Below are 16,204 nucleotides of genomic sequence, written 5' to 3' on the forward strand. Positions count from 1 at the left end.
ATCTCTTATAATGGTTCATCAATATATCGCCACCTAATAACCATAAAAAAGAGGTACCTTGAAATCCACACTGAGAGAATATCCATGTGCACACAAGGTACCAAATCATCTTTTATGTTCAAAAGGTAATTAACTATTCTTTTTAAGATATTGATTAACAAACTCTATTGTAACATTCATTAATTTTTCTGTTTCTGGAAAAAATTCAGATGCTAATCGTCCTTGTAATCCATTATGTACGTACTCTAACTGTTTAATCACAAATTGCGCTTCATTTATAGGCTCTAAATGTACCTTTAGTATGTAATAACATTCACAAGCTATTGTTCTATTAACCTTATTATTCTGTATTTCATTTTGTTTATCCTCAATTTTCTTATCTACAACAGCCTTTTCTGTATCATAAGAATCTTTTTCCATTGATAATCTAATTATAGAATCAGTGTCATTAGGATCTACTTTAACTAATTTATCATTAACAAGACGTAAATCACTTATTATAGTACTAGAATCTCTCATTAATTGTGTTAAATCGCTATTTAACCTTTCTGATTCTCGGCATCCCCATAAATAACTGTTTATGTCTGTGATATATCTAGACATATAGACAATTATCTCATCAACAAACTTCTTTCTGTCGTCATAAAGTTTATTCTTTTGAGCATCGAGTTGTATTTTGCGTGTTTCCTTAGTTGTTATATATACAGCCACTAGTGTTCCGGCTCCACCAATTATTCCCCCCAGAAAACTTCCAAAAAAACTACTCCAGTCACTATTATCTAAGGCAGATGCAAACTCATTTCGAAAAATTAGAAATTCCAAACTCAAAGGTATTGTAAATGACAACAGAAAAATACAGATTACGAAGCTTAAAACTTTATGTTTATTAATCCAATTAACTAATTTCTTCTTCATACGTACCCCCATATGATTTGTACTGTATATAAATAACTTTTAACTCTATTTTTCCACACAAGTGTCCATAACCTTTTTCATTAAAATCATAGAGAATTTGACACCGTCTTTTTCTGTCAACATATCTTTCAAATATATTCTGGTCTTATATTCCGATAATGTCGGAAAGCGTATCGAAATATATGTCATTGTTTTACTCAAATCATCCCAAAAACGATACTTGACAGTATCCTTGTCTGCATATTTCTTGATAAACTTATCGATACTCTGATTTGGTTTATACCAATTAACTAGTTCTTCAGATAGCCAAACATCATCCCATGCTGAAAAATACGGGAAATGAGAAAAAATATTTCTAATTGCTTTGAAAAGATCTTTTGCAATAACAGACTCCATAAATGGTCTATGTTCTTCTATATCCTTCAAAGCCCATTGTATAGGCTCATATGATTGTACCTCCCCATAAATGCAAAATGCTTCTCTTATTCGAGAGAACCTATAATAAGAAGATTGGCTATAGAAAATATCCCCTATGAATATTTCATCAAAAATATTGTAAAACTCATTATAAGCTAAATTCAAGAATTGAACTTCTGCTTTCGTAGGCCTAGTATTATCATCAGTTTCATACTCCATATACTATCATCCACCCCCCATATTATAATGAAATTCGTTTAACCTCATCAATAAATGATATAGCTTTATTAATACATTGTTCACATTCGCTTTTGCTAAAAGATGAAACATTATAATCTGCAATCCATCTTTTCTGTTTAACATATAAGAAATCATTTACATAACTTATATCTATAATTCCTTGCATTTCAAGTTCTCTTAACTTTAATTCCAATGCTTTATGACTTTCATTGACATTAAGTATTCCTGGTTCCCAATCATCGAGCTTATTTTTATGTTCTAATAATGCTTTAAGAGCATGCATCATTGAATAATAACTTCTATTTATTACAGATTCATACAAATTTTGTTCTAATAATGTTTTTGCAGCAAGTAAATCATCCTCCGCTGTTTGTAATTCCATAAGATAATTTACCACAGGCTTGATTAATCCCTGTTCTAAAGATTCACTTTGTGGATCTAGATTATTATGAAAATCTAATGCACCATCAATAAGTCTATTCTGGATCATCTTTCTTTCATCTTTTACAATTGAATCATCAGCTAATACTGCATGTATTGTCTTTATCAATTCATCTGGAGAATTTCCATCCAAATTATAAAAACTATCAAAGATCGGTATGTACTTAATTACATCTGTTTCACTACGCTGTTTCCATATTCCATTTAATAATGCTATTCTTTTATAAAATTCATTTTCAAAATAATCTATAAAACTATCATATAAGTCTTTATCATCACCATATATAAATCCTATCAACGTATACATAAATGCACTTCTAAATGAATTTAATAAGGATTGTCTCTGCTTATTAGCATCACTTACCCATGATCCAAGATCTATCCTTATATCGCCAAAATCAAAACAATTAATAATATCTGAATAATTACTTTTTAGTAAGTCTATCGTTATATCTTCCCATGTATCTACTCTTACTTGTTGTATGTAATCTTCTTTAATATTAAATTCTATATGTCCTTGATTATTAACGATGTCAATGCCAAACTGGTCTATGAAGTCATTAATATTCCTGCTCTGATGACTTATTCTAGGTGTATTATTAAGGAAAAGACTAAAAAGTGTTTTATATTCGTCATCTGTAAATTGCACGCCATAAGCATATTTTTCTAGTAAATTTATCTCAGTCTTATCTTTAATATCTTTTAAATATAAAAGATTTACACCCCTAGGCAAATCTATACTACTTTTCCCCTTTTCTCCATCAATAATAATACCTACAATTTTTGGAAATATGCTTGTATCAATAGTAATCTTTTTCATATCTATCACCTCATAATATATTTTATACAAATTTCATAGTTTACTTTCTATATTTCATTCTGTTCACTTGATTTAACTATCAATGACTAATAAATTATCAATGTATATATTTATTATACATCGTACTTCATTGACATGTAAATGTTTACCTCCACGGCAAAATATAGATTACAGTACAATACCTTACTCTATATAGATTTTAAGATAAAGCAAGGAATTGTATCTGGCTGTTTACTACTTCATTATCATCTTCCTAAAATCTGGCGTCTTATCTTCTCTAATCTTCCTATATGTCTTTTCATCAATCTGATAGTACTCTTTACTTTTAGTGACGATATAATACCCCAATACCTCACGTGTTATATGATCCATTTTCTTAAATACCTCTATTTCATTAACATTTTCAACTTCAATAGTCTTCTTGACCTGAATACAATACTTATTCATTCAAAATCCTCACTTTTCATATATGCTCTTTCCCCTACTCCCCTAGCTTCTTCTTTGCTTATTTTCGTTTCACTTGATCTGTTCATGGAATGCTCATTCAATATCTTATTTTGTTACAGTAATTATTAAAATATTACCGGTCTACTAGATTCCGAGGTAAATCAAAAATACCTTACCTTATTCCAGCAAAAATTACTGAAACAAGATAAGGTATCTCATAATATTACCGTATATACTGAGTCCGTCGGTTTTTTACAACTTCTATTCATACTGATATAATCACATTAGTTTTACCATAACTAGTCTGTCCATCATGTTTCCTGTACTAATGCTTACCCACTCTTTCAAGTGCCAAACTACCACCACAACCGTTTGTTTAAAGGATATTGGTGCGTTGCTCCACCGATCAAGCAGCTACTACCTTTACACTTGATGCAATAGAAGGAACTCACAAGTGAATAACTGCTTTGTTGATTTATCGCGGCGGCTCAACTAACCTTTTACGTTTTAAACTGTCACGGCATCCAGTCGCGACAGACCCTGATTTTACTGACTTTCTATGTAGGTAAAGTAATAATACCATCACCAATGACAGGTGGAATAACCAATGCTTAGGAAGATTGGCTTGTCTTCGGACTCTGCTTTTTCAAATACTTCCTCACACCATGGATACCAGTTTACTGGGTTGTGGGCATGTTGAAGGAGATAAGGGGATTTTTCCTTAATTAGGTGGTTGGGTTTTCTATTTTTCGCTTCTTTCATTCACAATCTGCTCCTTACTTTTTCATTTAGTGTTCGCTTACTAAATGGAAAGTATGCAAAATGCATAAGCAGCATTCCAAAGGTTATTTGAGCTTGCTAATTGTTCTTCAATAATCCCTCTCTAAAAAAAGTTGGTTTCCCATGTCCATAATAGATTACTTTCGGATTCAAGCTCTGTATTCGCGCAACCGTCTCCCTTGCTTGTTCCGCATTTTCAAAACACCATGTCTCAGAAGGAGAGATTATATTCTGCATTGCATCTCCTACAAACATCTCCCCAGACGATAGAAAAATCCCAACCGATCCTCTTGTATGTCCTGGAAGTGCAATTACTTTACCGTTAATACCGTATTGTGATAACGACATTCCATTTTCGATCAAAACATCTACTTTGGTTTGTTCTATTTCATTCCGTCCAATATTCTGATTTGATGCCCATGCATAAAATTTCCCCCAAATACCTTTTCCATATACTTTACGTCTTCTTCCATTTTCCAAAAGTTCTGCATCCTCTTTGGTAATTCCTATGGAACAGCCCAGTTCCCTTGCTATGTACGATGCATTATGGCAATGGTCAAAATGTCCATGGGATAGTACGATTAGGTTTACTTTGGCATCTTTACAATGCGCCAATACCTTATCTCGATACTTCCTTGTTCCCGTATCAAAAAGAATACTTCTGTCTTCCCCTCGTATTAGATATGCATTCGCTGTACCACATGTAATTATCTCTGTTTTCATCTTCTTTTTCCTTATTCCTTCTCATCTGTTTATCGTATCAACCAAGTTCCACTACATGCATTATCCTATTTCTTTCTATGAAAACTTACTGTAAAATCCATTTATATTTATTATACCATATGATTCTATTATTAAAAATGCTTTAAGAAACACTGACATCGCAAATATTTTAGGTGCTAATGTTGTATGTTTCCCCAATAATGTTCTAGATCACATCCACCAATAAAAAGATTTCCAACTCTCCATTGACTATTTTTCTCCAAATTTTGCATTTACTAATCGACAAAATGAATGTATAATATTGGATAAGATACTTATTTTTACAAAGGAGGGTTTTTATGGAATACAACAAGAAAATAAACCGTTTTATACTAATTATTCAGGCCATCTTCTGCATGAGTATGTTCTATGGCTATACCGTTCGTTACGGTACTACAATTGGTAAAGCAGAAGCAATCGTAATTATGACTATGTACGTTATTATTGTTTTGGCTGAAGGTTTCTGCTACTTTAAAAACAAGCAGGGTAGACTCTTCTCAAAAGTGTCGCTTGTGGGATTTCTTATCGCATATGCCATTACACTGTTCACAACAAACAATGATTATATCTTTATGTTAGTATTTGTAATCATTATGCCATATTTACTCTATTTCGATTCAAAATTGATACTTGTTGCTACAATCTGCAACATCTTGATTAATGCAATCTCTTCCGCAATTCAATGCATCAATCACCGTCTTCCTTCAGGAGCTACTTTCGATATTTTCCTAATCCTTACCCAAGTTGCCAGTGTATTTGTGTTTTCTGTTGCGTCTTACATCATTCTGAAAATTATACAGAAAATGAATCAGGAAAAAATTGACGCTATTCAGTCAGAACATAGTAAAGCAGAAAGATTACTTGAGAATATGATCTCCATTACAAATATTGTTCGCAACAATGCTGAATCTGTAACTACATATATTAATGAATTAGATGAAGCTACAGATAATTCTGTAACCACCATAAACAATATTGCTTCTGGAAATGCTGCCAATGCTGAGAGTATTGGTCAACAATCTGTTATGACCGAGCAGATTCAAAGAATGATTGAAGAAGCACGCCTTGAAGCTGATAACAGTTGTCAATATGCTGATACCTCCAGTAATAAAGTACATACAGGAATTCAAGATATTACTGCACTAAAAGAAAAGTCCAGTCATGTAGAAGCATTCAATGAAAGTATGATGACAACCATCCAAACCTTTGTGGAAAGTACAAAAGAAGTAAAATCCATTACAGATGGTATCAATACGATTTCAGCTCAAACCAATCTTCTGGCATTGAATGCCTCAATTGAAAGTGCACGTGCTGGTGAAGCTGGACGAGGATTCGCAGTAGTAGCCGAAGAAATACGAGTTCTTTCGGAGCAGACAAAAAAATTAACCAGCGACATCACTAGGATTATCAATAATCTGGAGCTAAATGCTACACAGGCCGAAAATGCTGCTGAAGAAGTAGTTATTCAGATTAAAGAAGAAAATGAGTTAATCTCTAATACAGAAAACCATTATCATGAAATCAATGAACAAATCAGTGGATTAAGCCAAAGTGTTTCCACCTTACAGGAGCATATAGATCAGATTTTTGAATCCAACAATCAAATTGTAGACAGTATTACTCAACTATCCGCTTCCAGCGAAGAAGTGAATGCAAGTACTGAGAAAGTTGTCAATATTAGCGAGATTAATCGTGAAAAGACCAGAATGGCAAAAGAACTACTCAATGGATTATTGGAGGAAGCAAGGAAACTTGATACAAACAATAGTAACTAAAAGATTCCCAAGCAAACCAAAAATACCTTACCTTGCTCCAACAAATAAATGCTGAAGCAAAGTAAGGTATCATCATAATATTAACCGTACATACTGGCATCAGAACTATTTCCAATGCACTTAAGACAATTACATACGTTTTCTAGTGGATAAAATTAATTAACTTCTACTAATTCAATCTTAAAGTTAAGTTCTTTTCCTGCCATCTCATGATTTGCATCAAAAGTAATGGTTGTTTCATCCTTTGCTGTTACCGTTACTGGAACAGGCTGTCCCATCTCATTGATTAAAGAAACTTGCTCACCTACAGTCAGCTTTTCAGAACCTGGCAGCTGACTGATCTCCATTGTAATGATATTATCTGGATTTGACATTCCGTATGCTTCTTCCGGCATAAGATGAACGTCCTTGATTTCTCCTACCGCCATTGTTTTAACTGCTTCATCAAATCCTTTAATCATCATGCCTCCACCACAGACGAACTCTAGTGGTTCTCCTCGATCATAGGAAGAATCAAACTTTGTTCCATCATTAAATGTACCTGTATAATGTACTTTACAAACTTTGTTTTCGTTGTTCATTTCAAAATCTCCTTTTCATGTCTATACTAAGAAAGCTAAACGTAATGCTTTAATAATATCCTATTTTCTGCGTTTCATCAATTCCTCTTTTTCAATTATTTCACTTTATCTCCCAAAACAAAGTGTCAAAGTCCAAACCCTTCTAGTTATCTGCCTTTCCATCACTTAAAGCCTTGTATGTACTATAAATTTTGTTGTATTTAACATAACCGGATATGTTATTTGCTTCATATTGCATCAACATGTATTCTTTCATTATCTCCATGAAATTCTTTCTTTCACTTGAACTTTTGCTGTACTGATTTACATCTGTTTCATAAATACTATTATCTAGCTTCCCTTCAACCACTAAATATGCATTTAGCGCAAACATTTCTTCGGAAGTTGCATGGGAAGCATCCACTTTTCTTGGATCAATATTATGTGTATCGACGCTCCCATCTTCCCTAGTCGTAACCACCTTAATCATAGGATCGTTTTTTGAATATGACTCCGACTTGTACGCTGTTATATTCGTTCCATCTGGCAGTGCCGCTGAAGCCAAACCATTCATCTTCAAATGAAAGGATGCTGCTTGACAGTTTGAACCAGAAAAACTGATTGTAGCGTTTTGAGAATATATCTTTCTCCCCTTCTGAACAGCCTGATTATTCAAAATTCCCGTTCCACCTAACTCTCCAATATTCATCTCCTACCTCCATAAAATAAATTTGTTAATTTAAGTATATATCGAGATATTGTAGGGAAATTATAACCTTTTACGTTCATAATTATTTATTACATTAACGCAAACTTCGCAGTTCAATTTCAGCCCTGAAAGGTTATCCTAAGGCATTGTCAGCAATTAATATATCTCTACTTCGATTTCCTTAATATAGAAACCCTCCGCGGGATACGCACGTCATTCTATTGATTAATATCATTTTAGTTAACTTTATCAACCAAAGTAAACTAGGAATCCATTGCACGATATAAGAAAAATGGTATAATAGACTTAAACCTCGCACTTAGTTAAATGCCTATGCACCTTGAAAATTCAATAACATAGCCAGGTATTAAATTTTCAAGGTGCATAGTTAAAATTTATGTGCGAAGTTTGAGTTATTAACAGATATTTAAAATCTATTAATCTCTCGGAATGAATTATTATATCCGTTAAGACAGAATAATGAAAAAATTCATATTTTGAGATTATTGGATTTTTTGTATTACGCAAATATACATAAGATAACGGAGGCTGATACGATGGAAAAAAGATTTTCAGCAGAAGCAATTAATGTAGCATATGCAATGTTTCCAATAATTAGTGAGCTGTATGACCATAATGTTTGTTTGGCAGTTACCGACACGGAGCGATATTTGTTTGTACAGCAGGGAAAAGAATTTAATATTCCATTTCATACTGGAGATATTCTTAATCCATCTGCAGTGAAGGTAATTCAAAGTGGGAAGAACTATAAGGTCTCTCTTCCGAAGGAAATGGTGGAGACAGATACAACCTGCTATTTTTTCCCATTAAGAGAGGAAGAAGAGGTTGTAGGATTACTGACCATAGCTGTGGATGAAAGTTATCGGAATGAACTGGTGTCTATTATGGATGTATTGTATAACAGCATTGGTGGGATTTCAAAGAATATACAGAACATTGCAGATGGCTTCAAGGAATTGACCACTGAGAACGAGGAACTCCTTCAAGAAGTACATGATACGGCGGAACGTGGAAAAGACACGACACAGATTGTGTCTTTGATTCATAATATTTCTGCAAAAACAAATCTTTTGGGACTAAATGCTTCTATTGAGGCAGCAAGGGCCGGAGATTCAGGATTGGGATTTGCAGTAGTCGCCGCTGAGATAACAAAGCTTGCAGCAAATACAAAAGAATCAATAAAAAAAATTGGAACCATTATACAGGATATTGTTCAAAAGGTTGATCAGATTGATGAAGGATTGGAAAAGAACAACCAAGTATCAGCAATGCAGGCAGAGTCTTTTGAAAATATTCTAGAATCTATTAAAACCATTGATAACATGGTAAAAAAACTGCATGAGATAAGTCAGAAGATATAAAAGAACGTAGTGTTGGGATACCACTCCCGTCTACTCATCTCTGTAAAATTATATCATAAGGGCTAATGATAAACAGTTGATACGGTATAACAGTTAAAGAGCCATTGTAATTTTACAATGGCTCTTTCGCTATCCTATATCGTCATTCCTAATCTATTTTCTCGCAATGCTTCTTAATGAATCTTTCGTATTCGATCGTCATAATCGTGCGGACTTGTAATAAGTGAGATAGTACTTGAACTCTTGGTGGGTTAGAAATACAAACGGAAACATCATCAATTTCTACATTTCCTTGAATATTATAAAAAGTAGAAATGCCTTCTTGACATATTTCTTGCAAACACCCGCTACAATCTCTAAATAGTACGTAAATTATATACTTAACAGTAATTGTTTTTTCACAATTGTAGCATTGGATCGTTTTTGATACGACTTGGATTTGACAATCTTCAATACATTGAATATTGTTACAACTTAATCGAATCTGCCTGCATATTCTTTTACATAAACATATTCTTTGTTCATGAGGGCACACTATAGCCACCCGTGCACTACTCTTACTCTCTACAATTTGATCATTAGCAAAACCTTTTACATGGACAGTATTAACATATTCTTTCACTTTCAATCCCCCCAAAGAAGCCAAGCCTCTCTTATATCTTATAGTCCATAATCAACGCTATATCGAATTGTAAACATATCTCCTGCGTCTAAATCAGGAACTACCACTTGATTCAAACTTGGATTGTGATTGAATGGATTTCCAGGATTATCTACACCATTCGTCGCATAGTAAGTTGAATTTGGTACATAGGTTCCAGCTCCATTAGCTAAGTTATCGTTGAATACAATATCACGAATCGTAACATCACCTGTATTACGAACAATAATTGTATACTCTCTTATTGTATCTCCAGTTGTTACATAACATTGATCAACAGACTTCTCAACAACTATTTCTGGGTTTCTACAGGTCAATGTCCAAGATTTTGATTCTGTATTTACATGTTCTGTTTCGTAACAAGATCCTTTAAAATATACAGTAGCATAAGCTGTATTATTAAGGCCTGAACAAGCTTTTACTTGCACTGTATATTGAATCGTCTTAGAATTACCTTTTGTCAAAGCACCAGCATCATAGCCAGCTAATAACATAGCCTTCGTAATTCCAGCTGGAGTAGATGCTGTGATCTCTAAGTTAGTAGGTACTGTATCAAAAAATACCACTTTCGAAAAATCAACTGTCGAGTTATTCGTAACGGTAAGTGTGTACGTTACAAAATCACCAATTTCTACATTCGTTCTATTTGCTGTTTTTGTGAATTCCGTATTAATACAATGAACGGTTTCCTCAGCAGAAGCTTCTATTGGTTTAGGCGTGTCAAGTTCATTTAACTGATAACTACCAGTTGCACTAGCTGTATTAATAAAATCATTCGCACAAGGTCCCGTACTCACTTGCATAGCTTTTACATCATAATCAAACATATACTTTGCTCCCTTTTCTAAAATATCAATTGTTATACCAGTTTCTATATTTAGTTCTCCAGGTATAGCTGGCGTAACCTGAAGTGTACCTTCCATGAGATTCATACCACCAGGCAGTAAATCCTTTACCGTCACTTCTGTTATATCTACATCACCCGTATTACTTAGTAATAACTGATAATGTACGGTTCTTGATTCATCGTTTCCACCCAAATCAATACAATGTTTCGATGCGGTTTTCACAAGATCAATCTCTGGTTTTCTTGGATAACAAACTTGTTCATTACTATACGCAAAATACGGTTTCTGCTGTAAGGTATAATGATACTCTGCTATAGCATAATCTCTATATTCTTCAATCCCATCAATTGTACTTACTTGCAATTGAAAATCAACTTTTATAGGATTTTGCGTAGTCGTAATATTTCCAAGTGGTACACCTCCTACAATCGTTGCATCTGGTTTTTCTTCCCCATTTACTTTTACGCTTCCTTGAACGAAATTCATTCCAATAGGAATCGTATCGGTTAATGATACATTCTCTGCCGTCTCAGTCCCAATATTATCAACATAAACGGTATAATCTACAATGCTTCCTACCGTTACATACGTGCTATGAATTTGTTTCATTAATTCTATCTTAGGTTCACTTGTATCAAGTACAACTGCAACACCATTAACTAGTATACTATCGCCCATTGTTGAGATTCTTAAGGTCGCAGAAGTTTTATTTTTATCTACATGATCGGATGCATTGACTCTTGTAATATCCCAACCTTGTCGTGCACCACTAACTCCAATATATTGTGATGTCTGACCAATTCGTGTATGGTTAACGTTCCCAAACGTCCCTGTTGTAACCAGATTTCCATCATTTCCATTTATCTGCGATGCGAAAAAATTATCTACCGGATTGTTTGGACCTGACAATGGCGTATTTATTAAAGCATTTCCTTCTGTACCGAAATAAACATTTTCACCGGTTAAGTTGTAATCCCCTTCTGCTGCACTAATTAAAACGTCAGCAGCAATATTATCAAAATCAGGTGTAACAAAGTCCTGCAATACTGTCTGTGCTGGTAGTTGGTTCTGTCGAACTGCTAAACCACCTACATATAGGGTAATACTCTTAAAATCAAACCCTGCACTTAGATATCGATAGATAACCGCTAATGTCCAGCCAACACACCCTGATTCATGTGAAGTTTGATCATTTAAGTCCAAATAAGCTGGTATCTTACCTGCATAATAGGTTCCATTCCCAGATTGTTTTACATAATCTGTTACAATGGCAGACCGGGTATAAACTTTTACATCAGAATTGGCTACTAACACTTCATTATTTTTTGTTATTTCCAATGGCTCAATTTCTATCTCAGCCAGATTTTGTCCCTTAAAGATGATTTTATTATCCATTAAATTACCAATATTCCCACCATCTGTGCTTGAATTTCCACTCCAAATTAATTCCGCATAGATAACTTCTGTATTAGCAGGTAATTGTAATTCTGCTGTAGATTTATTCAAAGAATAGTCGCAAGTTGTTCCATTCGTAAATCCACCACAAGTTTTTGTTGTGTCGGTTGTAATATAGGATCCTACTATTCCTAACGTCCCTGGACTTCGAATAGGATTCAACAGTGTTATTGGCCTTCTTGATAAACCAAGTGTATTACCAATAAAGGCTATATCCCCATAAATACGATCTGAGTATCTGGTTATTAATGACATGATACGCAATCCTCTATGAATGTTCTACTATATATATATTCCATCTTCTATGTATTGTTACTAATTTTCGACTTATATCGTCAATAAAATAAATAGGAATGGTCTAAACGTGTCGTGTATAGGCAGAGTAAAATCTACAATTAATTGACATATTATGATGGAAAGATACGATTATGCCATTCACTCTATGATAATAATAAAAATAAGAAACAAAAAAAATTATGAAAATAGTTTATTTCATCATGAAACTTTTTCTCAACCTCAAATGTCTAATAAATAGAAACACATGATAGGAGGCGTACATTTGTAGTGACAAACAAACGAAAAGAATCTCTAGTAGAACATATTCTGCTCAGTGATTATAACCAGTTTTACCGTCTGGCTTTTAGCTATACCAAGAATGAATCCGATTCTTTGGATATTGTACAAAATGGTGCTTATAAAGCAATCTTGCACAGTGACCAGCTCAAACAGCAAAGCTATGCAAAAACATGGGTATATCGGATTATGCTTAACGAGATATTCCGATTTTTAAATCAGCCAACTTGTGTAAACTTAGATGGTGTCACTTATGAGGAAGCAATAACTGATCCGTATGCCAATTTTGATTTGCAACAAGCACTGGACATGCTTCCAAAAGAAGATAAACTCGTCATAAGTCTTCGCTATTTTGAAGATATGAAATTAGAAGATATCGCAAAATTACAGCAAGAACCCGTTAGTACCATCAAAAGCAGACTATACCGTGGGCTAAAAAAACTAAGAATTAAACTAGAAGAATAAGAGGTGTTATATGAATAGAGAATTGGAACAGCTAAAGAAAACATATACGGAGATATCCATGTCAGAGGAGCAGGTGAAGCAGATGAAAGAGAACATAGAACAAGCAAAAAAAGATAAAAAGGCACAAATGAAACCCCACTATATAAAAAGGGTTGCTCTTACAGCTGCAGGTGTTGCAATTGTATTCGTTGCGTCTCCAAACCTATCCAAAAATATTGCAAATGCAATGGAGAAGATTCCAGTGATTGGGGAATTTGTAGATGTCGTAACATTTCGAGATTACCAATACGAGGATGATCGGAATGAAGCGAAAATTACCGTACCTGAACTGATTGTAACCGACAATTCTACGAATGAATCAGCCGACGCCAATTCAGAATCTAGTTCTGGCGACACAGCCCAAGATATGAATTCTGTGACAACTACAGATAGTTCAACAAAGGAGACTCTCGAGAAAACGACCCAGGAGATCAATACAGAAATCCAAGAAATCACCGATCAATTGGTGAAAGAATTCGAGGAAAGTAAGAAAGAGGAAGCTGGTTATCAAAGTATGGAAGTAAAATCTGAGGTTATTGCCACAACCAAAGATTATTTCACATTGAAACTGATTTGTTATCAAGCTGCAGGAAGTGGTGCTGAATGGGCATATTACTATACCATTGACTTAACAACTGGTGAACGCTTAGAATTATCAGAACTATTTGAAAAAGATGCGGATTATCAAACTATCATTAGTGAGAATATCAAAGAACAGATGCGAGAACAAATGAAATCCGAAGATGTTGCTTATTGGATTGATTCAGATATGCCTGATTGGGATTTCAAGAGCATTAAAGAAAATAACTCCTTTTATATAAATGCGCAGAATAACTTGGTTATATGCTTTGACGAAGGAGAAGTTGCTCCAATGTATATGGGAAGTGTGGAATTTGAAATTCCAGCTGATGTTATAGCCGGTATACGAATAATGAAATAATTGTACAAAAGGACTCCACATTGGAGTCCTTTTGTATTGCCCTTCAGCACTATTTCTTAATCGTAAATGTACAATGTACAACAGCTGTAATCTCTTTTTCCAAAGACGTTGTATCACTCATACCATAATCGGATATCTCGTTGGAATACAGTGGGGTAATCTGCATAACACCCATATCGGCATAGGTTAAGTCACCTAATTTACTTCCTGCATTCTCTGCGATCATCTCTGCTCGTTTTCTTGCATCCTTGGTAGCTTCTGCAAGCATTGTTACCTTAATATCAGCTAACTTTGTATATAGATATTGTGGGTCATAAGACTGAAATTGTACACCATCATTAAGAAGTTCCGTTGCACTTCTTGAGATATCAGTTACCTTATCAATATCACTAGACGTAATGGTCACTGTTTGACTCAGATCGTAATAATCCACTTCATTCGTGCTGTTTCCATACTCATCATTATAAAAATATGTATTGGTGCTGATGGAAGAGAACACCACTTCATCCTCTGTGATTCCTAGACTCGTTAAGTACTTGCTTACTTTTTCTCTGCTTTTTTCCAAATCCGTATATGCATCCGTTAATACCTTATTCTGTGAATGGAAATATCCCGTCCACACGATCAAATCGGATACAATCTGCTGTTTTGCGGAACCGGTTACGATGATGTTGGTCCGATCAGTCTTGATCTTCACAATCCCATTCACCCCGATTACTGCTGAAATAATAACTCCTGCTGCCAGTACAAGTGCAACAATGATGTTGCCTAGTACCTTGTGTTTGTTTTCATTCATAATGTCCCTCCGTATTTCACATTTATTTTAATAAATTTCCAATATTTATTATATGATACTACAGAGTTTTATACAATCGAATTATTTCTTAGCGTCGATCTCATAAAAGACCGTGTGTACCCATATCACTTACTTTCCTAACAGATGCTTCTTCTCCCACTCAAAATCTCGATTCTTATAGGAGAGAAATGTAAAGTAATCCAAGGTATTTAATAGGTCTGCACATTGTACTTCGCACTCCAACATGTTTATTGGGCACGTAAGCTTCTTGTCATAAAATCTTTCTGTTCCATACAAAAATCCACCATCCAAACGATAGTATCCCATATATTCTGGTACACTAAGAGAACTTCCAAAATCTATGACGCCTTTGATCTGTTGGGTTTGTGCATCCCAGAATATATTGTTCCAGTGGAAATCAAGATGAGCAAATACCGCTTTTGCAGTTGATGATTGTTTCAGTTCCTCACTGTTTCTATCAACAATTTCCATAATATGATCCGATTCCCCCTGCGTTAAGCTTCCAAAGTTTCTACAATCTGCTAGTGCAATCCCAACAATATTCCGATAAGAGTCTGTCCACTCTTTGTATTGTGAAATATTTCCATCACTATATACTGCACCAAACTGATCGAAAGTAATCTGGTTCATCTTCTCAACAAGCTTTAAAGCTTGTGTCTTGATTTCTAGTCGTTGCTGTTCTCCCATGTTTTCCCATGTATGTCCAACCATCTCATATGGAAGAAACTCTGTAATAATGAACTTGTTCTGTAGATCACATGCAATGATATCAGGGCATGGTATTCCCTGTTCTCTGCACAGTTTTGTTCCAATCATTTCGCGGGCAATCTGGTTTTCATAAAGAGTAGGCAGATTATTTTGCCCTTGCTCTTTAATGAAACAAGTCTGGTCTTCATAGCGAGCAATCCACGAAGTATTTACGTCTCCCTCACTGCATAACTTCACATGAATCTTATCAATGTCTACTCCAAATACGTTCTCTAATTTTTCTTCAATCTCTTTTTTCATATGTTATCCCCTTATAATAAAATGGTAGTGTCAAATTTTACTACCTTTTTTATTGTATAAACCTCGATTTTATGGGAGTTTGCAATAAAAAGAGCAATGACCTCCCTTTTTGAAGTATAATGTAGTCACCACAACAAACAAAATACGAAA

The 16,204-nt window shown here is 34.4% G+C and carries 14 protein-coding genes and 1 pseudogene; 4 read left to right on the forward strand and 11 right to left on the reverse strand.

All coding sequences use genetic code 11. From position 1 onward, the window contains the following. Positions 1-129 precede the first annotated feature (129 nt). From HBB17_RS09815 to HBB17_RS09840, 6 genes are all read right to left on the reverse strand, one after another. Positions 130-915, reverse strand: coding sequence for a hypothetical protein (locus tag HBB17_RS09815; protein ID WP_167957294.1), 786 nt, complete (start codon positions 913-915; stop codon positions 130-132). 45 nt (positions 916-960) lie between these two features. After that, the gene (locus tag HBB17_RS09820; protein WP_167957295.1) at positions 961-1,551 is read right to left on the reverse strand and encodes a hypothetical protein; all 591 of its coding nucleotides are present in this window, start codon (positions 1,549-1,551) and stop codon (positions 961-963) included. 22 nt (positions 1,552-1,573) lie between these two features. After that, on the reverse strand, positions 1,574-2,833 hold the full coding sequence (locus HBB17_RS09825; RefSeq protein ID WP_167957296.1) for a HEPN domain-containing protein: 1,260 nt from the start codon (positions 2,831-2,833) through the stop codon (positions 1,574-1,576). Between the two features lie 234 nt (positions 2,834-3,067). Then, complete coding sequence (locus HBB17_RS09830; RefSeq protein WP_167957297.1) at positions 3,068-3,280, reverse strand: hypothetical protein; 213 nt, start codon at positions 3,278-3,280, stop codon at positions 3,068-3,070. A 582-nt stretch (positions 3,281-3,862) separates the two neighbouring features. Then, positions 3,863-4,042: a DUF255 domain-containing protein gene (locus tag HBB17_RS09835; RefSeq protein WP_330588199.1), complete on the reverse strand. Its 180-nt coding sequence runs from the start codon at positions 4,040-4,042 to the stop codon at positions 3,863-3,865. Positions 4,043-4,138: 96 nt separating this feature from the next. Beyond that, positions 4,139-4,783: an MBL fold metallo-hydrolase gene (locus tag HBB17_RS09840; protein ID WP_167957298.1), complete on the reverse strand. Its 645-nt coding sequence runs from the start codon at positions 4,781-4,783 to the stop codon at positions 4,139-4,141. Positions 4,784-5,121: 338 nt separating this feature from the next. On the opposite strand from HBB17_RS09840, the gene HBB17_RS09845 reads away from it, so the two are divergent. Next, positions 5,122-6,597 (forward strand): methyl-accepting chemotaxis protein, encoded by a 1,476-nt coding sequence (locus HBB17_RS09845; protein ID WP_167957299.1) that lies wholly within the window; start codon positions 5,122-5,124, stop codon positions 6,595-6,597. 155 nt (positions 6,598-6,752) lie between these two features. Here the strand turns inward: HBB17_RS09845 and HBB17_RS09850 are convergent. Both HBB17_RS09850 and HBB17_RS09855 read right to left on the reverse strand, forming a co-directional pair. Beyond that, positions 6,753-7,172: pseudogene (locus tag HBB17_RS09850) on the reverse strand (FKBP-type peptidyl-prolyl cis-trans isomerase); the annotation flags it as partial. 148 nt (positions 7,173-7,320) lie between these two features. Further along, positions 7,321-7,866, reverse strand: a complete 546-nt coding sequence (locus HBB17_RS09855) for a hypothetical protein (RefSeq protein WP_167957301.1) — start codon at positions 7,864-7,866, stop codon at positions 7,321-7,323. 557 nt (positions 7,867-8,423) lie between these two features. Between HBB17_RS09855 and HBB17_RS09860 the strand changes: the two genes are divergently transcribed. Then, a complete protein-coding gene (locus HBB17_RS09860) occupies positions 8,424-9,248 on the forward strand; it encodes a methyl-accepting chemotaxis protein (protein ID WP_167957302.1) in 825 nt (274 codons plus the stop codon). 660 nt (positions 9,249-9,908) lie between these two features. On the opposite strand, the gene HBB17_RS09865 is transcribed toward HBB17_RS09860, so the two are convergent. Beyond that, positions 9,909-12,467 (reverse strand): DUF7507 domain-containing protein, encoded by a 2,559-nt coding sequence (locus tag HBB17_RS09865; RefSeq protein WP_167957303.1) that lies wholly within the window; start codon positions 12,465-12,467, stop codon positions 9,909-9,911. 309 nt (positions 12,468-12,776) lie between these two features. Between HBB17_RS09865 and HBB17_RS09870 the strand changes: the two genes are divergently transcribed. Then, positions 12,777-13,250, forward strand: coding sequence for a sigma-70 family RNA polymerase sigma factor (locus tag HBB17_RS09870; RefSeq protein ID WP_167957304.1), 474 nt, complete (start codon positions 12,777-12,779; stop codon positions 13,248-13,250). A gap of 10 nt (positions 13,251-13,260) precedes the next feature. Beyond that, on the forward strand, positions 13,261-14,229 hold the full coding sequence (locus tag HBB17_RS09875; RefSeq protein WP_167957305.1) for an RsiV family protein: 969 nt from the start codon (positions 13,261-13,263) through the stop codon (positions 14,227-14,229). Positions 14,230-14,278: 49 nt separating this feature from the next. Here the strand turns inward: HBB17_RS09875 and HBB17_RS09880 are convergent, their stop codons facing one another. After that, complete coding sequence (locus tag HBB17_RS09880; protein ID WP_167957306.1) at positions 14,279-15,025, reverse strand: SIMPL domain-containing protein; 747 nt, start codon at positions 15,023-15,025, stop codon at positions 14,279-14,281. 129 nt (positions 15,026-15,154) lie between these two features. After that, complete coding sequence (locus HBB17_RS09885) at positions 15,155-16,054, reverse strand: phosphotransferase (RefSeq protein ID WP_238483721.1); 900 nt, start codon at positions 16,052-16,054, stop codon at positions 15,155-15,157. Between the last annotated feature and the right edge of the window lie 150 nt (positions 16,055-16,204).

Origin of the sequence: Anaerosporobacter faecicola (assembly GCF_012070565.1) — a bacterium.
GTDB classification, from domain to species: domain Bacteria; phylum Bacillota; class Clostridia; order Lachnospirales; family Lachnospiraceae; genus Anaerosporobacter; species Anaerosporobacter faecicola.